The sequence below is a fragment of the Crossiella sp. SN42 genome, from assembly GCF_023897065.1.
In the GTDB taxonomy this organism is placed as follows: domain Bacteria; phylum Actinomycetota; class Actinomycetes; order Mycobacteriales; family Pseudonocardiaceae; genus Crossiella.
Genome location: NZ_JAMHIV010000004.1, coordinates 1 through 25,182, shown reverse-complemented (window position 1 = coordinate 25,182; position 25,182 = coordinate 1). Strand labels below are relative to the sequence as shown.

Below are 25,182 nucleotides of genomic sequence, written 5' to 3'. Positions count from 1 at the left end.
GCCTGGCCCTGCTGCGCCCGGCCCCAGCTCGCCCGGCCCCGCTGGCCCATCCGCTTCCGGCCGCGGTCAGTTCCGCTCCCCGGATCCCGCCGCCCTCGCCGGTGGCGTCGCCGGCGCCGCCGCGCTCGCCCCACTCGTCGACATCGTGCTGGAGTCGCTGGCCAAGGGCACCGCCGAACGCGGCGGCCCAACCCCGGCCGGACCGCCCGCGCACATCGCCGCCGCGGCCGCGGCCGCCGTCGACCACAATCCCTTGCCCGCCAAGGGCATCGGCGCCGAACCCGCGCTCGCCGAGCTGACCAGGCTCATCGCCGCCGGTTCCGCCGATCCGGCCGACCCGCGCTGCGCCGGGCACCTGCACTGCCCGCCACTGGCCATCGCGGTCGCCGCCGAGATCGCGGCCGGCGCGATGAACCAGTCCCTGGACTCTTGGGACCAGGCCCCCGCCGCCACCGAGCTGGAGCCCTGGGTGGTCCGCGCGCTCGCCGAGCTCGTGGGCTACCAGCCGGACCAGGCCGGGGGAGTGCTGACCTCCGGCGGCACCGAGTCGAACCTGATGGGCCTGCTGCTCGCCCGCGAGCACACCCCGGCCGAGCGGCCCCGGGTGTACTGCAGCGCCGCCGCGCACTTCTCCGTGCAGCGCAACGCCGGCATCCTCGGCCTGGGCGAGGACGCCGTGGTGCCGGTGCCGGTCACCCCGGACCAGCGCCTCGACCCGGCCGCGCTGCTGGCCACCATCATGGCCGACCGCGCCGACGGGCGGCGGCCGATCGCGGTGGTCGGCACCGCGGGCACCACCGACTTCGGCGTGATCGACCCGCTGCCGGAGCTGGCCGCGATCGCCACCGCGCACGACGCCTGGTTCCACGTGGACGCGGCCTACGGCGGCGGCGCGCTGTTCTCCGACCGGCTCGCCCCGCTGCTGCACGGCCTCGCCCTGGCCGACTCGGTCGCGGTGGACCTGCACAAGTTCGGCTGGCAACCCGTTGCCGCGGGCGGCTTCCTGACCCGGCGCGCGGACTCCTTCGAGCCCCTGACCCGCCGGGTCGCCTACCTCAACCCGGCCGACGACGAGGAGCTCGGCTTCCGCAGCCTGCTCGGCTACTCGCTGCGCACCACCCGCCGCCTGGACGCGCTCAAGCTCGCGGTCACCTTCCGCGCGCTGGGCCGCGCCGGGCTCGGCGCACTGGTCGACGCCTGCCACGACCTCGCCCGGCACGCCGCCGAGGTGATCGCCGCGCACCCGCGCCTGGTGCTCGCCGCCCAGCCCACCCTGTCCACCGTGGTCTTCCACTTCCACGCCGGGCCAGGCAAGGACGACCGGGTGAACGCCGCGCTGCGCCGCCGCCTGCTCACCGAGGGCAGCGCGGTCATCGGCCGCACCGAGGTCGACGGCCGCATCCGGCTCAAGCTCACCCTGCTCAACCCGCACGCCGGCACCGCCGACGTGGACGCCCTGCTGGCGCTGGTGGTCGCCGCGGGCGAAGCCGAGGAGACCGGATGAGCGCGCACGTGCACGACCTGGCCGGGATCGGGCTCGGCCCGTTCAACCTGGGCCTGGCCGCGCTGGCCGACGCGGTGCCCGGCCTGGACGCGGTGTTCCTGGACCGGCGCGCCGAGTTCAGCTGGCACCCGGGGCTGCTCATCGACGGCGCCCAGCTCCAGGTGCCGTTCCTGGCCGACCTGGTCACCATGGTCGACCCGACCAGCCGCTGGTCCTTCCTGAACTACCTGCGCGAGCACGACCGGATGTTCCCGTTCTTCTTCGCCGAACGCTTCCACGTGCCGCGCCGCGAGTACGACCACTACTGCCGCTGGGTCGCCGAGTCCCTGCCCTCCTGCCGCTTCGGCACCGAGGTCACCGCGGTGTCCTGGGACGCGGGCCGCGGCGCCTTCCGGGTCACGCACAGCGGGGGAGAGCTGCTGGCCCGCAACGTGGTGCTCGGCGTCGGCACCCAGCCGCGGGTGCCCGAGGCGTTCCGGCCCTTGCTGGGCAAGGAGATCTGCCACGCCGCCGACTACCTGCCGAACCTGCCCGAGCTCACCGCGGCCGCCGACGTCACCGTGGTCGGCTCCGGCCAGTCCGGTGCCGAGGTGTTCCTCGACCTGCTGCGCCGCCAGCCGGAGACCGGCAGCCGGGTGCGCTGGCTGACCAGGGGCCGGTTCGCGCCGATGGAGTACTCCAAGCTCGGCCTGGAACATTTCACCCCGGACTACACCAGCTACTTCCGCGGCTTGTCACCGTCCACAAGGGACAGACTCGTGCCTGCGCAGTGGCAGCTGTACAAGGCGGTCAGCGTGGACACCCTGGCCGAGATCCACGACCTGCTCTACGAACGCACCATCGGCGGCGGGGCAGTGCCCGCGCAGCTGAACCCGCACACCGAGATCCGCACGGTCGCACAGGTCGATGGCCGCTATCGCCTGGGCTGCCACGAGATCCAGCAGGACCGGCCGTACACAGTGGACACCGACCGAGTAGTCCTCGCCACCGGCTACGCCGCGAGCGTACCACCGTTCCTGGGCCCCTTGGGCCACCTCGTGCACTGGGACGACAGCCACCGCCACCGCATCGGCGCCGACTACCGGATCGAGCTGGACCCGGCGGTCACCGGCGGCCTGTACGTGCAGAACGGCGAGCTGCACACACACGGCGTCGGCGCACCGGACCTGACCCTGGGCGCCTGGCGGGCGGCCACCATCCTCAACGCGGTCACCGGCCGCACCGTGCACCGCCTGCCCGAACGCACCGCCTTCACCACCTTCGGGGCCCCGTGACCACCCGCCAGCCGGTCCCGCTGCCGCCGGAACGGCTGCGGGCCGCGGTGGCCGAGGGCCTGGTGGACAACGTGATCGTCGCCCTGCCCGACCTCACCGGCCGCCTGGTCGGCAGCCGGGTGGACGCCGAGCACTACCTGGACACGGCCGGAGTCACCGCGGCCTGCGCCTACCTGCTCGCCGTCGACGTGGACATGACTACCGGCCCCGGCTACGCGATCGACGCCGCCGCAACGGGATTCGGCGACTTCACGCTCATCCCCGACCCGGCCACGCTGCGCCTGCTGCCCTGGGACGAGGGCACCGCGCTGGTGCTCGCCGACGCGCACTGGCCCGGCGGCGACCCGGTGACCGTGGCACCCCGGCAGGTCCTGCGCGCCCAGCTCGACCGGCTCGCCGCCCTCGGCCTGTCCGCACAGGTCGGCGCCGAGCTGGAGTTCCTGGTCTTCCGCGAGGACTACCAGACCGCATGGGGCCGCGGCTACCAGGACCTGCGCCCGGCCACCCGGCACAACGTGGACTACGCGGTGGCCGGACTGTCCGATGTGGACCCACTGGTCAACCGCATCCGCCGGGACATGGTGCGCGCCGGACTGCGCCTGGAGTCCGCGCGCGGCGAATGTCACCCAGGCCAGTACGAGATCGTGTTCCGCCACCGGGACGCGCTCACCACCTGCGACAACACCGTACTGTACAAGACCGGCGCCAAGCAGATCGCGGCCGCGCACGGTCAGGCGCTGACCTTCATGGCCAAGTTCGACACCGGCGAGGGCAACTCCTGCCACCTGCACCTGTCCCTGCGCGACAGGGACGACCGGCCGGTGTTCGCGCAAGGCGCGGGGATGTCCGCGCTGATGCGGCACTTCCTCGCCGGCACGCTGGCCTGTGCCAGGGAGCTGGTCCTGTTCCAGGCCCCGAACGTCAACTCCTACAAGCGGTTCGCCCCCGGCGCGTTCGCGCCCACCGTGCTCGGCTGGGGCCGGGACAACCGCACCTGCCCGATCCGGGTGGTCGGCCAGGGCGAGTCGCTGCGCCTGGAACACCGCGTCCCCGGCGGCGACGCCAACCCCTACCTCGCGGTCGCCGCGGTCATCGCCGCGGGCCTGCACGGCATCGAGCAACGCCTGGAACTCGAAGAACCCTTCCGGGGCAACGCCTTCAGCGCCGAGGGCCGCACCCTGCCACCGGACCTGGCCACCGCCCTGGACCTGTGGCGGACCAGCCCGGTCGCCGAGGCCGCCTTCGGCGCCGAGGTGGTCGGCCACTACGCCAGGGCCGCCCAGGCCGAGCTGGACGCCTTCACCGCCGCGGTCACCGACTGGGAGCTGCGCCGCGGCTTCGAGCGGCTCTGAGCGGTCAGTCCAGCGGCACCTGGTACTGGATGAACCCCTTGTTGAGCGCCACCTGGTCGTAGAGCCGCCGCGCGGTCGCGTTCGTCTCCTGGGTGTGCCAGTAGACCCGCGCGCACTCCCGTTCCCGCGCCCAGTCCACCACCGCCTCGATCAGCGCCCGCGCCACTCCGCGGCCACGCGCCTCGGGGGAGGTGAACAGGTCCTGGAGGTAGCAGACATCCGCGGACGAGGTGCTCGGGTGCACCAGGAAGTGCGTGATGCCCACCAGCCTGCCGTCGATCCGCGCGCCGAGCGCGTGCATCCTGGCGCCCTCGCGGAACTCCCGCCAGGCCCGGTCGTAGCCCTCCTGCGGCAGAACCCGCTGGTAGATCTCGTTGTAGCCGCGGAACAACGCCTGCCAGGCGTCGCGCTCCTGCTCGTTAAGCGGCCCGATCTCAACCATCCCCAGCTCCTCTGCTCGCGGTCCGGCCAGCCGATCACGCCCGGCAAGACTTGAGCAATCGCTTAAGAACTGCTTTCATATTGAGCGAACGCTCAAACTGGGGAGGAAAACCATGAGACGGCTGCTCCTGACCGTGCTCGTAGGCGCGACGCTGACCGGCTGCGGTCAGCCCGCCGACTCGCCGCCCGCGGGTGCTGTGGAGGCTGCGCCCACCTCGACCACGACCGCACCGCCTGCCACCACCATGAAGTCGGCGGCCGAGACCGAACGCGTGTTCCACGAGGCAGCGTTCCAGGCGGTGCTGCCCGTCGGCACACTGCGGACCGCGGACGTCGAGATGCACGAGGAGCGGCTCGAGTCGGGGCCGGTGATCAGCTGCTGGGCCCGGCTGCGCACCCCGCACCTGGTCGGCTACCTGCGACGCTGGGAGTCGGCGCCCAGTCTGGTGACCAGCACCGCGCACCTCTACCCGAGTCGGCGGGCCGAGGAGCTGATCACCGAACTGCGGGAGCAGACCACCCAGCACTGCCCGGAGTGGCAGGACGAGGAGGAGGGCGCCTTCAAGGTGATCGGTGAGCATCGGATCCCGGTGACCAGCAAGGTCGACGGCGTGTTCGCGTTCTGTGCGAGCAACAAGAAGGCGAACACACAGGAGACCCTGTACTGCTTCGCCTACCTCGCTCGCAACGGCCCCGGCACGACCATGCTCAGCACGGTAGGCGTCACCATGCCAATGGTGAAGGTGAAGGGCAGCAAGGACCACGGCGCGCTCGCCAAGATCATCCTGCGAGGGCTGGCGCACACCGCCGACACGCTGCTCAGCCGGCTCACCTTGCCGTGAGTCGATCCACCTCGGCATAGCCGGGCACTGCCGGGATCGGCTCGCCGTCGCGCACCGCGGCCGCCGTGTCCACCACCGCCCGCAGCGCCGCGCGGAACAGCAGGGACCCGGTGCTCACCCGGCGCACCCCGAGCTCGCCCAGCTCAGCCACGCTGTGCCGCCCTGGCACGAACAACAGGTTCACCGGTGCCCCGGCCTCGCCGACCAGCCGCTGGATGTCCGCGGTCTCGGTGAGTCCGGGCACGAACATCCCGTCCGCGCCCGCCGCGACGTAGCGGCGCACCCGCCGCAGGGTCTCCGCGAGGTCGCCCGGGCCGAGCCAGTAGGTGTCGGTGCGCGCGTTGAGGAAGAGACCTGGTGCCGCCACCCGCACCGCGCTGATCAACTCGGCCTGCTGTCCGGGATCAGCCAGGCCAGCATAGCGCCCGTCCTCGAGGTTGACGCCCGCTATCCCCAGCCTGGCCAGTTCCGCGGCCAGCGCGCCGACCTCGGCTGGGTCCGCGCTGAACCCGGCCTCGATGTCCACCGTCACCGGGCAGGGCAGCCGGGTCAGCAACCGGGCCAGGGCAAGGGTTTCCGCGCGGGCTGCGCCCTGGGCGTCCGGCAGTCCGGCGGCGACCGCGACGCCGAGGCTGGTGGTGCCGACCGCGGCGAAACCGGCCCCGGCCAGCATCGCGGCGGAGCCGAAGTCCCAGGCGTTGGGCAGCAGCAAGGGTTCCGGGCCCGTGTGCAGGGCGTGGAAGGCGGTGGTCATGGGCAGTCCTCTCCGAGTTGGCCCGCCACCAGGGCGAGCGCGTGGGCGCGGCCGGGACAGGCGTGTTGGCCCGCGCCGAAAGCAAGGTCGCCGCTGAGTTCGAGCAGCAGTTCGGCGCCGTCCTGGCCGATCCGCCTGGTGTGCGGGACCGGTGGGGCCAGCCGGAGCGCGGCCTCGACCGAGCCGTGCGCCTGGACCGCCGCGCGCAGGGCCGCGGTCGCCGCGGAAGCCTGCACCAGCAGGCAGATCCGGGCCGCGGTGCGCTCGTCGGCGGCCCCGCCGCAGCACTCGACCAGCTCCGCCACCGCCCGATCGGTCTCCGGGGTCGACTCGGCCGCCGTGTGCGGGTGATAAGCCCTGGCCACGGCCGCGACGGCGGCGGCCCGCACCCCGGTCAGCCCCATGGCCTCAGCCAGCACCACTACCGGCTCGGCGGCCGGATTCGCCGCTGCCAAGTGGAACAACCCCATCGTGTGTACGTGTGCCAGCTCGGCACATGCTAAGGAGCGTCGCCGTTCATGCGCCGAACCGTCGCTGAACCGGGCCACAGAAGCCCGTAACCAGGCCATATCCGCCTCGCCAGCGGGTTCACCTGGTCGAGGGTGGCGGTGCCAAGTTGGCACAAAATAGCGTGGGTCCATCAGCACAGCCCGCACCACAGCGGGCTCCGTGACCACAGTGGACTCGCCATCGATCGGAGGCATGACACAAAAACTAGGCGCGGTTCGTTTCGGTCGCGGCCGAAACATCCGGCCGCACAATGAGGTCATGACCTCGACCGAGCTGGCCGCCTTCGCCGCCCTGCTCGCCGACCCCACCAGGGCCGCGATCTGTCTGGCCCTGCTGGACGGCCGGGCCTGGACCGCAGGGGAGCTGGCCGCGCACGCCAAGGTCGCCCCCTCCACCGCCACCGAACACCTCAACCGTCTCCTGTCCGGCGGCCTGCTGACCGAACGCCGGCAGGGCAGGCACCGGTACGTGCAGCTCGCCGACGCCCGTACCGCCGAACTCCTGGAAGGTCTCGTTGCCCACCTCACCCCTGCCCCGCAACGCCCGGCCGGCCTGCGCGCCAGCACCACCGCGGCCTCCCTGGCCCGCGGCCGCACCTGCTACGACCACCTGGCCGGCCGGCTCGGCGTGGCGATTACCGACGCCATGACCACCGCCGGGCTGCTCAGCACGGCCGACGGCCTCGGCCTCACCGCCGAAGGCCGGACCTGGCTCACCGAGCAGCTGGGCGCCGACCTGTCCACGCCGACCGGACGGCCGCTGGTCCGGGCCTGCCTGGACTGGACCGAACGCCGCACCCACCTCGCCGGTGCGGCCGGAGCCCAAGTGTGCCAACGGTTTCGCGACCGCGGCTGGCTCAAACCGGTCGGCACCGGCCGCGCGGTCCGCCTGACCCCGGCAGGCGAACGCGCCGTGTCCGGCCTGCTGGGCCTGGATCCGGCTCAGCTGGCCTGACCGCGCACCACCCGCCGCTCGGCGGGCGGGTGGCCGAGGAAGTGCGGCATCGCGAACTCGTAGCCGTACGAACCGGCCATCGGGAACACCACCAGATCACCCGCGCGCACCCGCGACACCTGGAAGTCCCGCGCCAGCGTGTCCTCCGGCGTGCACAGCTCACCCACCACGGTCACCGGCACGTCCACCGCTTCCGGCCGCGGCCAGTCCACCGGCCAGGTTTCCACCGGGAGCACCGCGAACGGATGCCGGATGTCCCAGGAGGTGGGCAGCTGGAAGTGGTTGATGCCACCGCGCAGCACGGCGAACCAGGTGCCGTAGGCGTGTTTGACGTCGACCACCTCGGCCGCGTACCACCCGGCGTCGGTGACGCACCACCGGCCCGGCTCGAAGATCACGTCCACCCCGGAAGGAGGCGCCATCGCACCCAGCAGCTCACACAACTCCATAGTGTCGAACTCGGGACCGCCCTCGAAGGGCACCCCGATCCCGCCACCCACCCCGACGGCGCGCAGCTCAACACCGTGCTCGGCCGCCGTCGCCGCGCTCCACTCCAGGCACCACCGGACATAGGCGGCGTGGGCCGCCGCGTCCATGTTCTGACAGACGGCATGGACGTGGAAACCCACGACGTCCAGGTTCGGCAGCGCGGCAGCGGCGGCCAGGGCCGCGGGGACCTCATCCTCCGGGAGGCCGAAGACCGTGGCGGCGCCGCCCATGGTCAGCGAACCGGCCACCTCGACCTGTTTCGGGTTGACCCGGATGGTCACCGCGACCCGTCGCCCGGCCAGTCCGGCTGCCTGGTTCAGCCGGGCCAGCTCCAACCGGCTCTCCACGTTGACCACGCCGATGTTGTTGTGCAGCAGTCTGTTCAACGTCGGCATGGTCTTCCCGGGGCCGGAGGAGACGAGCAGCGCCGTCGGGGACACCCCCCGCGCCAGGTCGGCTTCGGCGGCCGAGGACACCTCGAAGCCGTCCAGGTGCGGGGCCATCGCGGCCAGCAGTGGCCGGTAGGTGTTGGCCTTGACCGCGTAACAGATCTTGGCCCAGCCGGGCAGCGCGGCCCGCAGCGCGCGGACCCGCTCGGCGGCCACCGCCGGGTCGTAGACGTAGCCGCTGACCGGCGCCAGTGGATTACCGGCGCGGGCGAGCAGGTCGGCCCGGATGTGTGGCGGGACGGCCGTCGCGGCGAGCGCGGGTCGGCCTCCGGCGGAAAGCGGCAGGTCCACGGAAGAAAATCCTAGACCGAGTTCGATCTAGGACCGATTCGTTCCTACTTGGTCCTTAGCTTGGTTCTCAGCGGCGCGGACCAGCGCCGGTGACCAGGGAGATGACGATGACGGTTCCGTTCCCCGCCAAGAGCTTTCAGCCCGAGGGCTACCACACCGTGACGCCGTGGATCATCGGCCCGCACACCGCGGAGCTGATCGACTGGCTGGCCGAGGTGTTCGGCGCGGTCGAGCTGGGCCGGGTGCAGGACGAGGAGACCGGCGCGATCGGGCACGCCGAGGTGCGCATCGGCGACTCCGTGGTGATGCTCTTCGACTCCCGGCCGCACTGGCCAGCGACCCCGGCGCACCTGCGGCTCTACCTCGAGGACTCCGATGCCGTGCACGCCAAGGCGGTGGCCGCGGGCGCGGAGTCGGTCACCGAGATGACCTACCTGTTCTTCGGCGACAAGGTCGGCCGGGTCCGGGACCCGTTCGGCAACCTGTGGTGGCTGCACACCCGGATCGAGGACCTGCCGGAGGAGGAGGTGTACCGGCGCATGCAGCTGCCGGAGTTCGTCGAGGCGATGGCGTACGTCTCCGGGGCGGACCTGGTCACGCCGACGGCGCGGTGACCTCGGCGAGCGGGTTGCGCACCGTGCGGTGCACGACGTCGAAGTTCTCGTCCTTCTCCGCGCGGTCGTGGAACCCGCCGCCGGTCAGCTGCTCGCGGTTGAGGCTGACCCGGTCGAACTCCGGTGCGGTGAAGCCGTACTCCTCGTGCTGGGCGGCCAGTTCCGGGAACCGGGCGCGGTAGGCGAGCAGCTCGGCCCGCACCATCGCCCAGAACTCGTCCTCGCCGACCCCGAGGTGGCGGTCCAGGATCGGGGTTAGGAAACGGAAGTGGCCGGTGAACATGGCGGAGAGGACGGAGTGCGCCAGCTGGTCCGGCCGCCACCGGAGCAGCACCGCCTTGGCCGCTGGCGCGAGGTCGGCGTAGCCGGGCAGGTCCTCGGTGCGCAGCTTCACGTCCTCGGCGAAGTCCTTCAGCATGATCCGCCGCGGCAGCTCGTCCGGGCCGTAGACCACCAGGGTGTTCTCGCCGTGCGGGCAGAAGGCGATCCCGTTGCCGTGCAAGGCGTGCAGCAGGCCGGGCAGCACCGCGCGCAGGAACGCGGCCAGCCAGGTCCTCGGGTCGGCGCCGGAGCGGTCAACCAGCTCGGCGACCAGGGCGCGGCCGTCGGAGCCGGTGAGCAGCAGGGTGGCCAGGGAGCGGGCGCGTTCGCCCTCGGCCAGGTAGCCGGTCGCGGGTTCGCGCCAGATCGCGCCGAGCAGCTCGTGGTAGCGGTACGGGGCGTCCGGCACGGCGGCGAAACCGGGGTGGCGCACGGCGACCGAGGCGACCTCGCCGAGCAGGTCCATCCGGCCGGCCAGGTACGGGTCGCGGTGCGGCAGCCGGTGCAGCCAGCGGGTGATCTCGGGGGCCTGGGCGGCGGACTCCGCGGGCAGGCCGCGCCAGACCAGGGTGTTGCGGATCAGCAGCGCCAGCTTGACGTTGCGCTTGTCCGGGTGGTCGACGTTGACCAGGGTGCGGACCGAGGCCAGCGCGCGGTAGCGGTCAGGGGCCTCGCCCAGTTCGACCACGCTGCCCTCGGCGAGTTGCTGGGCGAACAGCGGGCGTACCGCGTTCTCCAGGTGGAACGGGTGCACCGGCAGCCACACGTAGTCCGCCGCGTCGGCCGGGTGGGCCTGTTCCTGGCGGGCGCGGTCCAGGCGGGCGGTGAACTCGGCGCGGGTCTCCGGGGCCAGTTCCTCGGCGAGCAGGGTGTCCGCGGTCAGGCCGGGCACCGCGGCGAAGGCGGCCAGGTCCCGGTGCACGGCGAGCCAGGGCAGGCGGAAGGTCTGGCGGTGCTCGGGCGCGTAGCGGCGGGCGTCGGCGGCGGAGAAGCCGAGGCGGCCCTTGTTGAGCACGATGCAGGGGTGGCCGGACTGCCAGGACTCCAGTTCGGCGTAGGGCAGCTCGGCCAGGCCCGCGGCGGTGGGCAGGGTGGCCAGCAGCTGGGTGTCGGCGGTCCAGGTGGCGGTGAGGTCGCGCAGCGCCTCGGCCGTGGTCGGGCCGTCCAGGCCGAGGGCGGCGCGGGCGTCGGTGAGGAAGAGCAGCGGGTCCTCGGCAGGTACGCCGGGGGCGCGGTCGGGCGTGCCGTGGGCGTGGCCGGACGAGCGGGGGTCGTGGTCGGACGAGCTGGGGTCGCGGTCGGGCTGGTGCGGGTCGTCGCGCGGCGCGCGGCGCACCGAGTCCTCTTCGACCCGCCATGCGCCGAAGGCGCCGCGGGTGGCGGCGAAGGTGTAGGTGGCCGTGGGGAAGTCGAGGCGGTAGTGGTCGGCCTCGGGGACCGGGGTGAGCAGCTCCTCGTAGCAGAACTCGGCGATCGCCTTGGCCACCAACGCCTTTCCCGCCGCCCGCCAGGCGGTCATGCCACGGCTCCCGGCACCGCGAGCGGGTTGGGCACCGGCACGTACACCGACTGCAGCTCCAGCGGGCCGACCAGCTCGTCCATGCCGTGCGCCTGGGTGAGCAGGTTTCCCTTGCAGGGCAAGGTCGGCGAGTCCAGCAGCAGGGCGGCCAGCCGGAGGTCCTCGCCGTGCTCGGCGTAGAGGCGGGCCAGGGTGCGGCGGGCGGTGGCCAGCAGGTCGCGTTCGTCGGCCAGGCCTGCCGAGCCGAGGGCGCCGATCATGCCCAGCACATTGTTGATGCCGACGTAGTAGCCGAGGCGCTCGTCGATCAGCTCGTCGGGGCAGTAGGTGCCGAGGTCCTTGCCCACGTCCGGCAACCACCGGTACAGCCGCTGGCTGCGGGTCTGGGAGTAGTAGTAGCCCTGGTTGTCCCGGTAGCGGCCGCCGACCGGCCAGCCGTGTTCGTCCAGCACCAGCAGGGTGTTCTGCTGGTGGGCCTCCAGGCCGAGGCCGTGGCTGGCGTAGAGCCAGAGCACCGGCACGATCAGCGCTTCCAGGTACCGGTCGAACCACTCGCCCGCGATCTCCTCCACCGGGCGACCGGTGCGCCCGGCCAGCTCGTGCACCAGGGTGGCCAGCTGGGAGCGGCCGGTGGGCTGGTCGGGGCGTTCGGCGATCAGCCCGGCGACCACGCCCACCCGGTCAGTGTCGCCGAACGGGCTGTCCCGGACCACCACTTCCAGGCCGCTCTCAGCGGGTTCGCCGGGGGCGTTGACGGCCTGCCAGGCCGGGTCGCGGACGATGCCGAAGCCGGGGTGCGCGGCGGTGACCACCTCGGCCAGACCCGCTTCCAGCAGGCGGTGCACCTGGAGGCCGCGGGCCAGTTCCGGGCGCAGGTTCTCCCGCTTGGAGTTGGTGATCCGGATGCCCAGGGAGAACTTGAGCATCACCGGGGAGTCGTGGCGGAACAGGGTGCGTACCGAGGAGGTCGGCGTCCAGTGCGGGCCGAGCGGGCCGAGGTCGTGCAGCAGGCCCGCCTCGAGCAGGGCGCGGATGCCGGGGCGGGTGCGGATCTCCTTGGCCTGCCAGGGATGCGCGGGCACCGCGACGGTGCCGGGCGGCAGGTGCAGCTCGGGGCCGGCGAGCTCGGCGAACAGCTCGTGCGCCGGGCGGCCCAGCGCGGAGTCCTCGGCCACCACCGAGGGGTCGGCGGCGAAGTAGTGCAGCGGGAAGCTGCCGCGGAGCTCGGGGGAGTAGGCGTCGGCCTCGGCCGGGCTCAGGCCCTCCCGGCTCTTCGGCGTGGGGTGCAGCGGGTGCCCGAGCACGGCGGCCTGTTCGGCGCGCAGGAACGGGTTCGGCTCGGCGTCCTCGGCGATCCCGGCGCGCACCGCGAGGTGGCGGGCGACCCGGTTGCGCGAGTCGACCACGCGGCCGACGAACCCGGCGTTGTCCACCGCGGTGTCCGGGCGGCGGGCGGCCGCCTCGAAGGAGAGCAGCGCGGCCAGTGTGGTGGCGTCCAGCCGGGCGCCGGTGTGCAGGCGGACCGGGCCGAAACGGTGCCAGCCGACCGCGGAGGTGTACTCCAGCGGGACCAGCACGCTGACCCCGAGGCTGGGCAGCGCCAGCGACAGCTCCGCGCCCTCGATCTCCACCGGGAACTCCCGCAACCAGCAACGCACCAGGTTCTGCACCGCGACCGCGTCGGCACTGCGCTCCGGTTCCGCCATTCGCCTCTCCTCCGTCGTGATCCGGTTCGGAGCTTAGACGGGCGAGGTCGCGTTCAGCAGGTGTCGCGGATCATGAGAGCGGCACGTTTGCCGGGCAGGTCCAGCTCACCGCGCCGCGTGAAACCGGCGCGCTCGAACACCCGGATGGAGGCCAGGTTGCGCACGTCCGGCTCGGCCACGATCCGGCGGACCCGCCGGTCCTGGGCGAACTGCCAGTCGGTGACCGCGCGCAGCAGCGGCGCGCCGAGCCCTCGGCCGCGGGCCGAGCCGGGGCCGATGAGCAGGTGCAGGCCGACGTCGCCGGGCTGGGCGGGGTAGTGCTCGGCCAGGCCCTCGCGCTGCGGGTCGTAGAGCTCCCAGTAGCTCATCGGGACCTCGTCCAGCAGGCCGAGGCTGGGCGCGCACCAGCCGTTGCCGGCCTGGTCGCGCAGGTAGGCGGCGATCTCCGGGCGGGGTTTGGCCAGTTCCCAGAACCGGGCCACCTCGGGGTCGTTCATCCAGGCGTGCAGCAGGCCGAGGTCGGCGTCCGGGTCGAGGCGGCGCAGGGTGAACCGGCCGCAGTCCAGGTCCCGGGCCTGGCCGGCCGGGTCCAGCAGCACGACTACTGGTCGTCTTCCTTCTTGTCCTTCTGCTGCGCCGCGCGGCGCTGTTCCTCGACCCGCTCGCGCAGGCTGCGCAGGAACGCCTCGTCGTCATCCGGGTTCTGCGCGACGCGCCGTCGCGGCCGGTCGTACTCGGCGGATCGGCCGCCCGCCCTCGGGCTCGCGCCCCTGGCGCCGCCGTCGTTGCTGAGCAGGCCCTGCGGACGGCCCAGCACCAGCCACACGATCGAGCCGACGGTGGGGATGATGATCACGATCAGCAGCCACAGCATCTTCGGGAGGTGGTTGGTCTCGCCCTCGGGCGTGCGGATCACGTCGATGATGCAGAAGATCCACAGGGCCAGCAGCAGCAGGCCGAACACGCCTACGAACGGCATTCCGCTCGTCCTTCCCTTGTGACACCCGGTTGGAGCAGTGCCAGTATCGCACGATCGGGGACGACGGAGCGTTTGTTCCGCCGTCCCCGCGCGACTCAGCCGAAGGCGACGAAGTTGCGGGTGTCGGACAGGATCGCGGCCAGGTCGGCCAGGAACCGCGAACCCTGCTCGCCGTCGACCAGCCGGTGGTCGAAGGACAGCGACAGCGTGGTGACCTGGCGGATCGCCAGCTCGTCGTGGTGCACCCACGGCTGCTTGCGGATCGCGCCGAGGCACAGGATCGCGGCCTCGCCGGGGTTGATGATCGGCGTGCCGGTGTCCACCCCGAACACCCCGACGTTGGTGATGGTGATGGTGCCGCCGGTCAGGTCGGCAGGCGGGGTCTTGCCGTCCTTGGCGGTCAGGGTCAGCTCGCCGAGGGCCTTGGCCAGCTCGATCAGGCTGAGCCGGTCGGCGTCCTTGATGTTGGGCACCATCAGGCCGCGCGGGGTGGCCGCGGCGATGCCCAGGTTGACGTAGCGGGGGAGCACGATCTCCTGGTTCGCCTCGTCCCAGCGCGAGTTGAGCGAGGGGTTGCGGCGCAGCGCGAGCAGCAGCGCCTTGGCGATCAGCGCCAGCGGGGTGAGCTTGACCCCGGCGAAGGTGGGGCTGGTCTTCAGCTCGGCGAGCAGCTCCATGGTCGGGGTCACGTCGACGGTGATGAACTCGGTGACGTGCGGCGCGGTGAACGCGCTGGCGACCATGGCCTCGGCGGTGAGCTTGCGGACCCCGCGCACCGGGATGCGGTCCTCGCGGGCGGCCGGGTCGAAGGCGGGCTGGGCGGGCGCTGCGGTGGCGGCGACGGGCGCGACCGGGGCGGGTGCGGCCGCGGCGGCGGGGGCGCCATTTCCGTTGGCGGACAACAGATCCTGGCGGGTGATGGTGCCCTGCGGGCCGGTGCCGACCACGGTGGCCAGGTCGATGTCGAGGTCCTTGGCCAGCTTGCGCACCGGCGGCTTGGCCGCGGGACGGGAGCTGCGCGCGGCGAGCGAACCCGGGGCCGCCGTGGTGGCCGGGCCAGAAGCAGGCGCGGCGGCGGCCGGACCAGCGGTGGCCACGGCGGCGGCCTGACCAACGGCGGGCGCGGTGGTGGCCGGAGCCGCCACCTGCCGGGCGGCTGGGGCCGGGGCGACCGGGGCCGCGGGGGTGCTCGCCGGGCGGGCCGGGGTGTCCTTGCGGGGGCGGCGGCGGTTGCTGGTCGTGGTCTTCGCGCCGTAGCCGACCAGCACGCTCTCCCGCTCAGCCGGGGCCGCGGCCGGTTCGGGCTCGGGCGCGGCCGAACCCTCGCCGCCGCAGTCGATGGTGATGAACGGCGAGCCCACCTCCATCGTGCTGCCCGGCTGGTGGTGCAGCTCGACCACGGTGCCCGCGTACGGCGAGGGCATCTCCACCGCGGCCTTGGCGGTCTCCACCTCGGCGATGATCTGGTTGAGCGCCACCGTCTCGCCGGGGCTCACGTGCCAGGTGATCAGCTCGGCCTCGGTGAGGCCCTCCCCCAGGTCGGGGAGGTTGAACTGCTTGAGGTCGGCCACTTCCGCTCCAGAAGACTCGGGTGAGGGGATCAGTACGCGAGCACGCGGTCGGTGGCGTGCAGCAGGCGGTCGAGGTCGGGCAGGTGGTGCTCCTCGAGCTTGCTGGCCGGGTAGGGCAGGTGGAACCCGCCGACCCGCAGCACCGGGGCCTCCAGGTGGTAGAAGCAGCGCTCGGTGATCCGCGCCGCGATCTCCGCGCCCATGCCCATGAACACCGCGGCCTCGTGCGTGACCACCAGGCGGCCGGTGCGCAGCACGGACTGCTCCAGGGTGTCGAAGTCCAGCGGGGACAGCGTGCGCAGGTCCACCACCTCGATCGACACGCCCTCCTCGGCCGCCGCTTCGGCCGCGGCCAGCGCGGTGCCGACCACCGGGCCGTAGGCGGCCACCGTCAGGTCCGTGCCGCTGCGCGCGATCCGGGCCTGGTGCAGCGGTTCCCGCGCGGTCAGCGCGCGGTCCAGGTCGACCTCGCCCTTGTGCTGGTAGAGCCGCTTGGGCTCGAAGAACAGCACCGGGTCGTCGCTGGCGATGGCCTGCTGGAGCATGCCGTAGGCGTCGTCGGCGTCGGCACAGGAGACCACCCGCAGGCCCGCGGTGTGCGCGAAGTAGGCCTCCGGGGACTCCGAGTGGTGCTCGACCGCGCCGATCCCGCCGCCGAAGGGCACCCGGATGGTCAGCGGCATCTTCACGTTGCCCCGGGACCGGTAGTGCAGCTTGGCCACCTGGGAGACGATCTGGTCGAAGGCGGGGTAGATGAACCCGTCGAACTGGATCTCGCAGACCGGCCGGTAGCCGCGGAAGGCCAGGCCGACCGCGGTGCCGATGATGCCGGACTCGGCCAGCGGGGTGTCCATCACCCGGTCCTCGCCGAAGTCCTTCTGCAGGCCGTCGGTGATCCGGAAGACCCCGCCGAGCTTGCCGATGTCCTCACCCATCAGCACGACCTTGGGGTCGTCCTCCATCGCCTTGCGCAGCCCCGCGTTGAGGGCCTTGGCCATGGACATCCTGGTGGTCGCCATCGGTCAGTTGCTCCCTTCGAACCCGTCGAGGTAGGCCGCGTACTGGGCGCGTTCCTCCGCGACGAGGGGGTGCGCTTCGGCGTAGACGTTGTCGAACATGGTCAGCGGCTCCGGGTCGGGCAGGGCCAGGCAGCCCGCGCGCAGCTCGGCCGCGACCGCGTCGGCCTTGGCCCGCACGCTGTCCAGGTAGTCCTCATCGGCCAGGCCCTCGCGCTGGAGCAGGGCCAGCATCCGGCTGAGCGGGTCGCGCTCGCGCCACTCCTCCAGCTCGCCGGTGGGGCGGTAGCGGGTGGGGTCGTCGGCGGTGGTGTGCGGGCCCATCCGGTAGGTGACCGCCTCGATCAGCGCCGGGCCGCTGCCCTCGCGGGCCCGCTGCAGCGCCCACCTGGTCACCGCGAGCACGGCCAGCACGTCGTTGCCGTCGACCTGGATGCCCGGCATGCCGTAGCCGGCCGCGCGCTGGTAGATCGGCACCTGCGCCTGCAGGCCGACCGGCTCGGAGATGGCCCAGTGGTTGTTCTGGCAGAAGAACACCGCGGGCGCCTGGTAGGTGGCGGCGAAGCCGAGCGCCTCGGCGATGTCGCCCTGGCTGGTCGCGCCGTCGCCGAAGTAGGCGATCGCGGCCGCCTCGGCACCGTCCCGCTTCAGGCCCAGCGCGTAGCCGGTGGCGTGCAGGCCCTGGGCGCCGATGATGATCGCCGGGATGGCCATGTTGATGTCGTAGGGGTCCCAGCAGCTCAGGCTGGTGCCGCGCCACATGCCGAACACGTCGGCCGGGTCCACGCCCCGGCAGTAGGCCACGCCGTGCTCGCGGTAGCTGGGGAAGACGAAGTCGTCGGCGGCCAGCGCGCGGCCGGAGCCGATCTGCGCGGCCTCCTGGCCGAGCATCGGCGCCCACAGGCCGAGCTGGCCCTGGCGCTGCAGCGCGGTGCCCTCGGCGTCGATCCGCCGCACGACCACCAGGTCCTCGTACAGCCCGCGCAGGGCGGCGCCGTCCAGATCGGCGATCAACCCCTCGTACACGGGGTGCGGCCGTCGCTCACCTGTCGGGGTGAGCAACTGGACCATCTGGTCCGTGGTGACGGTCACCGCGCGCTCCTCTCCTCGGCTCCACTGCCAAGTAGTGTGGCCCATCTCAGCGAAACGTGGCCGTTGGCTCAATAGTTGGCGGAAATCTTTTACCAATGGCACAGTCACGTGGCGCCGGTCACGCCTGCTGAACCGGTACTGATCCGTCCTGCGGAGGGGCCAAGTGACCACATCGTCGTCTTCGACGTCCTTCGACAAACTCGACTTGGCGGTGCTCCGCCTGGTCATGGAGCAGCCTAGAGCGGGCGTGCGGGAGTACGCGCGCCTGCTCGGTGTGGCGCGGGCGACGGTGCAGTCCAGGCTGGACCGGATGGTCAAGGACGGGGTCATCGACGGCTACGCGCCGCGGCTGTCCCCGGCTGCGATGGGCTTCCCGGTGCTGGCGTTCGTGCACGTGGACGTGGCGCAGGAGCGCTTCGCCGAGGTGCCGCGCAGCCTGGCGGCGATCCCGGAGCTGATCGAGGCGCACTCCATCGCGGGCGAGGGCGACATCCTGTGCCGGGTGGTGGCCAGGGACAACCGGCACCTGGAGGCGGTGATCGAGCGGATGATCAACACGCCGGGGGTGGTCCGGACCCGGACCGAGGTCGCGCTCAACGACCGGGTGGCGCACCGGGTGTTGCCGCTGGTCGGGGTGCTGGAGCAGCAGGTGGGCCGGTTCACCGGGTGAGACACGGGAGCCCGCCGCGGCGGACGGGCCGGTGCGACGGGCTCAGGTGGTGACGCGGGTGCTTGGTGCGTCGGTGCTGGTGTCTAGTCCAGATCGAGCGTGAACTCCGCGGCGCAGGCCGCGGTGCACGGCCAGACCTGGTTGCAGGCGCTGCACCGGTTGTCGGCGCAGAAGTGGCAGCTCAGCGTTTGCGCCGCCGCCTGTCGGTAGGTGTCCAGCAACGTTGACCAGGCATCTGCTTCGGTCGCCATTGACGATCACAGCCTTCCCCACTGTGGTGATCCCTCTGCGTCACAGGATCGCACGTTGTGACTTGGGTCTCAACGGAATGAGGCCAACAAACGGGTGATGCTCCATCAATTTTCTTCACAGTTTGTAACTGAGCGTGGGCACTTAAACCCTCATCCGCGCCAAACCCTGACGGTAGATGGCAGCAAAAGGGTCGTACCGTGCGGCTTCCACTACCGAAGGAGCCGCATGTCGTACCCCTCCGTGATCGAACTTCGTCAGTACACCATCCATCCGGGGCGTGTCGGCGACCTCATCGAGCTGTTCGAGCGGGAGTTCGTGGACACGCAGGAGGAGGTCGGCATCCGGGTGCTCGGCCAGTTCCGGACGCCGGTGGACGCCGACCGGTTCGTGTGGCTGCGCGGGTTCGCCGACCTGGCCGCCAGGCAGGCCGGGCTGACCGCCTTCTACGGGGGACCGGTCTGGGCCGAGCACCGGGCCGCGGCCAACGCCACCATGGTCGACTCCGACGACGTGCTGCTGCTGCGCCCCGAGACCGGCGAGCTGCCGCGCGGGCCGTGGCCGGAGCCCGGCGTGTACCTGGCCACCCTGTGCTTCCTGGACCAGCCGGTGACCGAGGACTTCCGCGCGTTCCACCGGGCGGAGCTCGCGCCGATGCTCACCGCGACCGGCGGCCCGGTACTCGCCTGTTTCAGCACCGAGTACGCGGCCAACAACTTCCCCCGGCTGCCGGTGCGCGAGGGCGAGCACGCCTTCCTCTGGCTGAGCCGGTTCGCCTCGGCCGGGGAGCTGGCCGCGCACCAGACGGAGCGCGCGGGGACGACGGCCTGGCGCGCGCTGACCGAGCGACTGATCGCGGCGCCGACCGAGCTGCCGCTGCTGCCCACGGCGGGCTCGGCGCTGCGGTAACCGGCCGGGAACTCCGCGCGCCGCCCGCGCGTTGTGCGGGCGTGCAGGGGGTATGGCTGGCGCTGGTCGGGACGCCCGACACGCTGCTGCTGACCACGATCGCGGTCGTGGCGCTGCTCGCCGCCCTGCTCACCAGCCAGCTCCTCGCCCAGGTCCGGCGGACCCTGCTGCCCCAGGGCCAGCCTTGGACCCCGGACCTGCTCGGCCGCCTCGCGGACAACCGCTACCTGCGGCTCGGCGACCCGGACGCACCGGGCCGTCCCCGTCCACGAGCCCCCGGCGTGACCCGCGCCTTCGCCTGAATCCCTTACCGCACAAGCGAAACCGGGTCACCCATGTCCATCTTCGACGCGCCCGTGCACGGCGCGTACCTTCTGGTGTCCGCACTCGGCGGACCCCTGCACACCGTCGGCGCGATCATCGCCTTCACCCTGGCCGTCCGCGCCCTGCTGCTGCCGCTGAGCCTCGCCGCTCTGCGCGGTGAGCGGCGGCGCACGGCCTGGCTGACACGGCTGCGCGAGATCCAGGACCAGCACAAGGACAGCCCGAAACGGCTGGCGCGCGAAATGGCCAAGGCGCAGGCCGAGGGCGGCTCCCTGTTCGCCGGGATGCTGCCCACCCTGGCCCAGGCGCCGTTCTTCTTCGTGATGTACCGGCTGTTCCTCTCCGACACCGTGGCCGGCCAGCCCAACGGCCTGCTCCAGCACGAGCTCTTTGGCGCGCCACTGGGCGAGCGGGTGGCCTGGCTGCTCGGCGCGCACCCCTTGGTCGCCCTCGGGCTGCTCCTGCTGCTGGCCGCCACCGCGCACTGGTCAGGACGACTCGCCGTACGCGCCGGCACCACCAGCGTGCCGGCCCGCCTGCTGCCCTACGCGCTGGTGGTGTTCAGCCTGTTCCTGCCGCTGGCCACCGCGATCTACCTGCTCACCACCACCGCCTGGACCCTCGCCCTGCGCGCGGTCTACGACGCGGTGGTGCCCAAGGAGGTCGCCGTGGTCCGCGGCTGAGCGGGCAGCACGTGCACGCCGGTGCGGTCGGTGCTCAGGCACAGCGAGCAGATCACGCCACCGGCCGCGCTGGCGAGCACGTCCGGCCGCTCGAAGTCCTGGCGGCACACCACGCAGTCGTAGCGGGTGCCGCTGGGGTTGCCGTCGGCGTCCAGCACCAGTTCGTCGATCCCGTCGTCGGTGCGGCGCAGGTAGAAACGGCCGCGGGTGAGCACCGCGGTCAGCGGGGTGAGCACCAGCGCGATCAGCACCGCAGCGGGCGGCGAGTACGGCTGCAACGCCGCGCCGAGCAGGCCGAAGTACATCGCGATGGAGATGCCGGAGGAGGCCAGGAACGACACCACGCCAACGGGGTTGACCGCGTAGAGCATGCCGCGCCGGAACTCCGGCACCTTGGGCGAGAGGCCCAGCAGGTGCTTGTTGACCATGATGTCGGCAGCCACCGTGACCACCCAGGCGATGGCGCAGTTGGAGTAGAAGCTGAGCAGCCCGTTGAGGAAGCTGAACATGTCGGCCTCCATCAGCGCCAGCGCGATGCCCAGGTTCACCACCACGAACACCAGCCGGCCCGGGTAGCGTCGGGTCACCCTGGTGACGGAGTTGGTCCAGGCCAGCGAACCCGAGTAGGCGTTGGTGACGTTGATCTTCACCTGGCTCAGCACCACCAGCAGCAGCGCCAGCGGCACCACCAGCCAGCCCGGCATGAGCTGCCGGAAGGCCGCGGTGAACTGCTCGATCGGCTCCACCGCCCTGGTCAGCCCCACACTGTCCACGATGTACACCGCGAGGAAGACCCCGATCGCCTGCTTCAGCGCGCCGAAGACCACCCAGCCCGGCCCGGCCAGCACCACCGAGGCCCACCAGGACCGCCGGTTGGCCGCGGTCCGCGGCGGCATGAACCGCAGGTAGTCGATCTGCTCGCCGATCTGCGCCATCAGCGACAGGCACACCCCCGCGCCGAGCATCACCGCCGCCGCGCTCAGCTGCCCGGTGCCCTTGCCGGGGTGGTCCAGGAACCGTTGCACCGACGAGGGATCGGCCAGCACCAGGTAGACCAGCGGCAGCACGATCAGCACCAGCCACAGCGGGTTCGTCCAGGTCTGCAACCGCGCCAGCGTGCGCATCCCGTAGACCACCAGCGGAATGATCACCAGCGTGGACACCAGATATCCCAGCCACAGCGGCAGCCCGAGCCCGTACCGCAGGCCCTGCGCCATGATCGAGCCTTCGAGGGCGAAGAAGATGAAGGTGAAGCTGGCGAAGATCACGCTGGTCAGCACCGAGCCGTAGTAGCCGAACCCGGAACCCCTGGTGATCAGGTCGAGGTCCAGGTTGTACCGCGCCGCGTAGTAGGCCAGCGGGAAACCGGTCACGAAGATGACCCCGGCCGCCACCAGGATGGACAGCAACGCGTTGAGCGTGCCGTGGTTCAGCCCGATCCCCGCGCCGATGGAGAAGTCCGCCATGTACGCCATGCCACCCAGCGCCGACCCGCCCACCACCGCGGGCGTCCAGCGGCGGTAGCTGCGCGGGGCGAACCGCAGCGTGTAGTCCTCCAGGGTCTCCCTGGTGGCCGCGTCCGTCCGGGCCGGCGCGACCTGCTCGTCCACCGTCATGCCAGCGGACGCTAGGAACGCGGTGTTTCCGGGGTGCGGCGCGACTGTGACGAACAGGTTCCGGACCGAAGCGGTCAGCCGGTCAGCGGGTGCCGCGGACCGCGTTCAGGATGGTGGCGTAGGTGGCCTCCGGGCGGGAGAGGCTCACCGCGTGCGAGGCGTTGACCTCGGTGGTGTGCGAGTGGGCGCGGGCGGCCATGGCGCGCTGGGAGCCGGCCGGGATGGCGTTGTCCTGCTTGGCGATGAGGTACCAGCTGGGGATCTGCTGCCAGGCGGCGGCGGTGGCCTTGGCGGACAGGGCGCCGGCGTCGACCGGGCGCTGGGCGGCGGCCAGCTGGGCGGTGGTGCGGCGGGGCAGGTCGGCGGCGAAGACCTCGTGGAAGCGGTCCGGCCTGAGGTAGACGTCGTTGCCGATGGTCGTGGTGGTGTCCGGGCCGAGCTTGCCGCCCGCGGAGAGCTCCAGCGCGGACTCGCCGACGGCCGGGGCGAAGGCGGCGATGTAGACCAGGGCCTTGACGTCCTTCTCGCCCGCGGCCGCGTGGGAGATCAGCGCGCCGCCGTAGGAGTGGCCGACCAGGATGACCGGGCCGGAGACGCTGTCGACCACCTGGCGGACGGCCTCGGCGTCCGGGGCCAGGCCGCGCAGCGGGTTGGCCACCGCGCGCACCGGGAAGCCGTGGCGCTGCAGGCGCTGGGTGACCTCGGCCCAGCTGCTCGCGTCGGCGAAGGCGCCGTGCACCAGCACGATGGTGGGCTTCGGGCCGCGGAGGTCGCTGTCCTCGGCGCCTGCGGCGGCCGGGGCGAGGGTGGCGAACAGGGCGGCGACGCTGAGGGCGGCGGGTAGGCAGAGGGCGGGCGCGGTGTCAACAGCCGGCCCGGTGGTCCAACGGGTGGGCGGGGGTTGCGCCAGGCGGGGTGGGTTTTTCCGGGTGTTGCCACAGAATGGCCACATCACCGCAGCTCAGGGCGTTGAGGGCGGTAAGTCCGCTGGCGGGATCCGGCCATTGTCGCCAATGCGCTCTACCGAGCCCGGTGTGGCCCGGATTACGTTCCGACCCGGTTACCCTGCGGAAAGGACCTGACGTGAAACGGTTTCCCCTGCGGCGCACGGCGTTAGCCCTCGCCCTTGGCGTCGGAGCGGCCGTCATCGCCCCGGCGTTCGCCGTCGGCGCGCCCGCCCCCACGCCGAGCCCGGCTCCGGTGGAGATCGCGGGCAAGAAGCCGGCCCAGCCGGTTCCGGTGGCCAAGCAGGCCGGGCTGCGCGCCTACTTCGTGATCACCGACCCGAGCCAGGTCGCGGCGGGCAAGACCGCGGTCACCAACAACGGCGGCACCGTCTACGCCTCCTACGACGCCATCGGCGTCATCGTGGCGCACTCCACCGACACCGAGTTCGCGGCCAAGGTCCGCGCGGTGCAGGGCATCCAGAAGGTCGGCGCGACCCGCACCTCCGACGTGCCCGCCGCCGCGGCCAACCCGGCGATCCCGCCCTCGCCCAGCCAGACCACCCCGACCGCGGCCGAGACCAACCGCGTGGACATGACCCAGATCGGCGCGGACAAGGCCTGGGACGTCAACCCCGGCTCCGCCTCGGTCACCGTCGGCGTGCTGGACACCGGCGTGGACGACCAGCACTACGACCTCAAGCCGAACTTCGACGCGGGCAAGTCCGCCTCCTGCGCCTACGGCAAGCTGGACACCCGCGAGGGTTCCTGGCGCCCGGCCGGCGACCACGGCACGCACGTGGCTGGCACCATCGCCGCGGCCCGCAACGGCAAGGGCATGGTCGGCGTGGCGCCCGGGGTGAAGATCTCCTCCGTGCGCGTGGCCGAGGCGGGCACCCAGCTGTTCTTCCCGGAGAACACCGTGTGCGCCTTCGTCTTCGCCGGTGACAAGGGCATCCAGGTCACCAACAACAGCTACTACACCGACCCGTGGCTGTTCGCCTGCCCCACCGACACCGACCAGGGCGCGATCCTGGAAGGCGTCAAGCGGGCGGTCGCCTACGCCGAGGGCAAGAACGTGCTGAACGTGGCCGCGGCAGGCAACGAGAACTACAACCTGGCCAAGAAGACCACCGACACCACCAGCCCCAACGACTCCACCCCGGTGAACCGCACCATCACCGACGCCTGCCAGAGCCTGCCCACCGAGCTGCCCGGCGTGGTCGTGGTGTCCTCGGTGAACAGCAGCAACGTGAAGTCCTCGTTCTCCAACTACGGCACGGACAAGGTGCACCTGGCCGCGCCCGGCGACAACGTGTACTCCACCGTGCTCGGCGGCCAGTACGGCTCCAAGTCCGGCACCTCGATGGCTTCCCCGCACGTCGCGGGTGTGGCCGCGCTGCTGGCCAGCGTCAACCCCGGCGCCTCCACCGCCGACCTGCGGGCCAAGCTGGCCGGCCAGGCCAACGACATCGCCTGCCCGTCCGGGGAGAACCGCTGCACCGGCACCACCGCGAAGAACTCCTTCTACGGTGAGGGCCTGGTCGACGCCAAGGAGTCCGTGGAGACCGGCACCCCCAGCCCGGTCTCGGTGACCAGTCCCGGCGACCAGACCGGCAAGGTCGGCCAGGCGGCCTCCGTGCAGGTCAAGGCCACCGACGCGAACGGCAAGGCGCTGACCTACGCCGCCGGCGGCCTGCCCGCCGGGCTGACCATCAACGCCACCAGCGGCCTGATCTCCGGCACGCCGACCACCGCGGGCACCAGCAGTGTCACGGTGACGGTGACCAACGCCGACGGCAAGACCGGCACCGCCAAGTTCAGCTGGACCATCACCTCCGACGGCGGTGGCGGCACGGTCACCGTGACCAAGCCCAGCGACCAGTGGGGCTTCGTCAACTGGGCGATCAGTCCGTTGCAGGTCAACGGTTCCAGCACCGCGGGCGGCTCGCTGACCTACACCGCCGCCGGGCTGGCGCCGGGCCTGAGCATCAGCTCTGCCGGCCGGATCACCGGCACGCCGACCAAGGCGGGCACCTACACGGTGACCGTCACCGGCACTGACGCCGGCGGGGCCAAGGGCACCACCAGCTTCGGCTGGCGGATCTC

At 72.2% G+C, this 25,182-nt stretch carries 25 protein-coding genes; 11 read left to right on the top strand and 14 right to left on the bottom strand.

What is annotated here, in order from left to right; translation table 11 throughout:
- Positions 1 to 145: 145 nt before the first annotated feature.
- From M8C13_RS06500 to M8C13_RS06490, 3 genes are read left to right on the top strand one after another with little or no spacing between them, the layout of a single operon-like run.
- Positions 146 to 1,504: an aspartate aminotransferase family protein gene (locus M8C13_RS06500; protein WP_252479562.1), complete on the top strand. Its 1,359-nt coding sequence runs from the start codon at positions 146 to 148 to the stop codon at positions 1,502 to 1,504.
- Positions 1,501 to 2,778 (top strand): lysine N(6)-hydroxylase/L-ornithine N(5)-oxygenase family protein, encoded by a 1,278-nt coding sequence (locus tag M8C13_RS06495; RefSeq protein ID WP_252479561.1) that lies wholly within the window; start codon positions 1,501 to 1,503, stop codon positions 2,776 to 2,778. The genes M8C13_RS06500 and M8C13_RS06495 overlap by 4 nt, the downstream gene beginning before the upstream one ends.
- Positions 2,775 to 4,130: a glutamine synthetase family protein gene (locus M8C13_RS06490; RefSeq protein ID WP_252479560.1), complete on the top strand. Its 1,356-nt coding sequence runs from the start codon at positions 2,775 to 2,777 to the stop codon at positions 4,128 to 4,130. Before M8C13_RS06495 ends, M8C13_RS06490 begins: the two co-directional genes overlap by 4 nt.
- 4 nt (positions 4,131 to 4,134) lie before the next feature.
- Here M8C13_RS06490 and M8C13_RS06485 read toward each other — a convergent pair whose 3' ends face one another.
- Complete coding sequence (locus tag M8C13_RS06485) at positions 4,135 to 4,572, bottom strand: GNAT family N-acetyltransferase (protein WP_252479559.1); 438 nt, start codon at positions 4,570 to 4,572, stop codon at positions 4,135 to 4,137.
- A 112-nt stretch (positions 4,573 to 4,684) separates the two neighbouring features.
- Between M8C13_RS06485 and M8C13_RS06480 the strand changes: the two genes are divergently transcribed.
- Positions 4,685 to 5,413, top strand: a complete 729-nt coding sequence (locus M8C13_RS06480) for a hypothetical protein (RefSeq protein ID WP_252479558.1) — start codon at positions 4,685 to 4,687, stop codon at positions 5,411 to 5,413.
- Here M8C13_RS06480 and M8C13_RS06475 read toward each other — a convergent pair.
- The gene (locus tag M8C13_RS06475) at positions 5,400 to 6,167 is read right to left on the bottom strand and encodes an isocitrate lyase/phosphoenolpyruvate mutase family protein (RefSeq protein WP_252479557.1); all 768 of its coding nucleotides are present in this window, start codon (positions 6,165 to 6,167) and stop codon (positions 5,400 to 5,402) included. The two genes, M8C13_RS06480 and M8C13_RS06475, sit on opposite strands and share 14 nt — an antisense overlap.
- Positions 6,164 to 6,637, bottom strand: coding sequence for a cytochrome P450 (locus M8C13_RS06470; RefSeq protein ID WP_252479556.1), 474 nt, complete (start codon positions 6,635 to 6,637; stop codon positions 6,164 to 6,166). Before M8C13_RS06470 ends, M8C13_RS06475 begins: the two co-directional genes overlap by 4 nt.
- A gap of 298 nt (positions 6,638 to 6,935) precedes the next feature.
- Between M8C13_RS06470 and M8C13_RS06465 the strand changes: the two genes are divergently transcribed.
- Positions 6,936 to 7,631, top strand: coding sequence for a helix-turn-helix transcriptional regulator (locus tag M8C13_RS06465; protein WP_252479555.1), 696 nt, complete (start codon positions 6,936 to 6,938; stop codon positions 7,629 to 7,631).
- On the opposite strand, the gene M8C13_RS06460 is transcribed toward M8C13_RS06465, so the two are convergent.
- Positions 7,619 to 8,860 carry an alanine racemase gene (locus M8C13_RS06460; protein WP_252479554.1) on the bottom strand — a complete coding sequence of 414 codons (1,242 nt, stop codon included), beginning with the start codon at positions 8,858 to 8,860 and terminating at the stop codon, positions 7,619 to 7,621. The two genes, M8C13_RS06465 and M8C13_RS06460, sit on opposite strands and share 13 nt — an antisense overlap.
- A gap of 107 nt (positions 8,861 to 8,967) precedes the next feature.
- Here M8C13_RS06460 and M8C13_RS06455 point away from each other — a divergent pair, with 107 nt between their 5' ends.
- Positions 8,968 to 9,474, top strand: coding sequence for a VOC family protein (locus M8C13_RS06455; protein WP_252479553.1), 507 nt, complete (start codon positions 8,968 to 8,970; stop codon positions 9,472 to 9,474).
- Here the strand turns inward: M8C13_RS06455 and M8C13_RS06450 are convergent.
- The 7 genes from M8C13_RS06450 to pdhA form a co-directional block, all read right to left on the bottom strand.
- A complete protein-coding gene (locus tag M8C13_RS06450) occupies positions 9,455 to 11,314 on the bottom strand; it encodes an IucA/IucC family siderophore biosynthesis protein (RefSeq protein WP_252479552.1) in 1,860 nt (619 codons plus the stop codon). The genes M8C13_RS06455 and M8C13_RS06450 overlap by 20 nt on opposite strands.
- Positions 11,311 to 13,020 (bottom strand): IucA/IucC family siderophore biosynthesis protein, encoded by a 1,710-nt coding sequence (locus tag M8C13_RS06445; protein WP_252479551.1) that lies wholly within the window; start codon positions 13,018 to 13,020, stop codon positions 11,311 to 11,313. The genes M8C13_RS06450 and M8C13_RS06445 overlap by 4 nt, the downstream gene beginning before the upstream one ends.
- Before the next feature lie 53 nt (positions 13,021 to 13,073).
- On the bottom strand, positions 13,074 to 13,619 hold the full coding sequence (locus M8C13_RS06440; protein WP_252479550.1) for a GNAT family N-acetyltransferase: 546 nt from the start codon (positions 13,617 to 13,619) through the stop codon (positions 13,074 to 13,076).
- A gap of 2 nt (positions 13,620 to 13,621) precedes the next feature.
- Positions 13,622 to 13,999, bottom strand: coding sequence for a PLD nuclease N-terminal domain-containing protein (locus tag M8C13_RS06435; RefSeq protein ID WP_252479549.1), 378 nt, complete (start codon positions 13,997 to 13,999; stop codon positions 13,622 to 13,624).
- A gap of 95 nt (positions 14,000 to 14,094) precedes the next feature.
- Entirely contained in the window at positions 14,095 to 15,570 is a 1,476-nt protein-coding gene (locus tag M8C13_RS06430; protein WP_252479548.1) for a dihydrolipoamide acetyltransferase family protein, read from the bottom strand.
- 29 nt (positions 15,571 to 15,599) lie between these two features.
- Positions 15,600 to 16,589: an alpha-ketoacid dehydrogenase subunit beta gene (locus tag M8C13_RS06425; RefSeq protein WP_252479547.1), complete on the bottom strand. Its 990-nt coding sequence runs from the start codon at positions 16,587 to 16,589 to the stop codon at positions 15,600 to 15,602.
- 3 nt (positions 16,590 to 16,592) lie between these two features.
- Positions 16,593 to 17,678, bottom strand: coding sequence for a pyruvate dehydrogenase (acetyl-transferring) E1 component subunit alpha (pdhA, locus tag M8C13_RS06420; RefSeq protein ID WP_252479546.1), 1,086 nt, complete (start codon positions 17,676 to 17,678; stop codon positions 16,593 to 16,595).
- A gap of 163 nt (positions 17,679 to 17,841) precedes the next feature.
- On the opposite strand from pdhA, the gene M8C13_RS06415 reads away from it, so the two are divergent.
- Positions 17,842 to 18,348: an Lrp/AsnC family transcriptional regulator gene (locus tag M8C13_RS06415; RefSeq protein WP_308202770.1), complete on the top strand. Its 507-nt coding sequence runs from the start codon at positions 17,842 to 17,844 to the stop codon at positions 18,346 to 18,348.
- 83 nt (positions 18,349 to 18,431) lie between these two features.
- Here the strand turns inward: M8C13_RS06415 and M8C13_RS06410 are convergent, their stop codons facing one another.
- The gene (locus M8C13_RS06410; RefSeq protein ID WP_252479545.1) at positions 18,432 to 18,599 is read right to left on the bottom strand and encodes a hypothetical protein; all 168 of its coding nucleotides are present in this window, start codon (positions 18,597 to 18,599) and stop codon (positions 18,432 to 18,434) included.
- A 226-nt stretch (positions 18,600 to 18,825) separates the two neighbouring features.
- Between M8C13_RS06410 and M8C13_RS06405 the strand changes: the two genes are divergently transcribed.
- From M8C13_RS06405 to yidC, 3 genes are read left to right on the top strand one after another with little or no spacing between them, the layout of a single operon-like run.
- Positions 18,826 to 19,506 (top strand): NIPSNAP family protein, encoded by a 681-nt coding sequence (locus M8C13_RS06405; RefSeq protein WP_252479544.1) that lies wholly within the window; start codon positions 18,826 to 18,828, stop codon positions 19,504 to 19,506.
- A 41-nt stretch (positions 19,507 to 19,547) separates the two neighbouring features.
- Positions 19,548 to 19,808 carry a DUF6412 domain-containing protein gene (locus M8C13_RS06400; protein ID WP_252479543.1) on the top strand — a complete coding sequence of 87 codons (261 nt, stop codon included), beginning with the start codon at positions 19,548 to 19,550 and terminating at the stop codon, positions 19,806 to 19,808.
- 33 nt (positions 19,809 to 19,841) lie between these two features.
- Positions 19,842 to 20,513 carry a membrane protein insertase YidC gene (yidC, locus tag M8C13_RS06395; RefSeq protein ID WP_252479542.1) on the top strand — a complete coding sequence of 224 codons (672 nt, stop codon included), beginning with the start codon at positions 19,842 to 19,844 and terminating at the stop codon, positions 20,511 to 20,513.
- Here yidC and M8C13_RS06390 read toward each other — a convergent pair.
- The gene (locus M8C13_RS06390; protein ID WP_252479541.1) at positions 20,468 to 22,129 is read right to left on the bottom strand and encodes a cytosine permease; all 1,662 of its coding nucleotides are present in this window, start codon (positions 22,127 to 22,129) and stop codon (positions 20,468 to 20,470) included. The two genes, yidC and M8C13_RS06390, sit on opposite strands and share 46 nt — an antisense overlap.
- 82 nt (positions 22,130 to 22,211) lie before the next feature.
- On the bottom strand, positions 22,212 to 23,081 hold the full coding sequence (locus M8C13_RS06385; RefSeq protein ID WP_308202769.1) for an alpha/beta hydrolase: 870 nt from the start codon (positions 23,079 to 23,081) through the stop codon (positions 22,212 to 22,214).
- A gap of 131 nt (positions 23,082 to 23,212) precedes the next feature.
- Between M8C13_RS06385 and M8C13_RS06380 the strand changes: the two genes are divergently transcribed.
- On the top strand, positions 23,213 to 25,182 hold a 1,970-nt coding region (locus M8C13_RS06380), incomplete at its 3' end, for a S8 family serine peptidase (protein WP_252479540.1).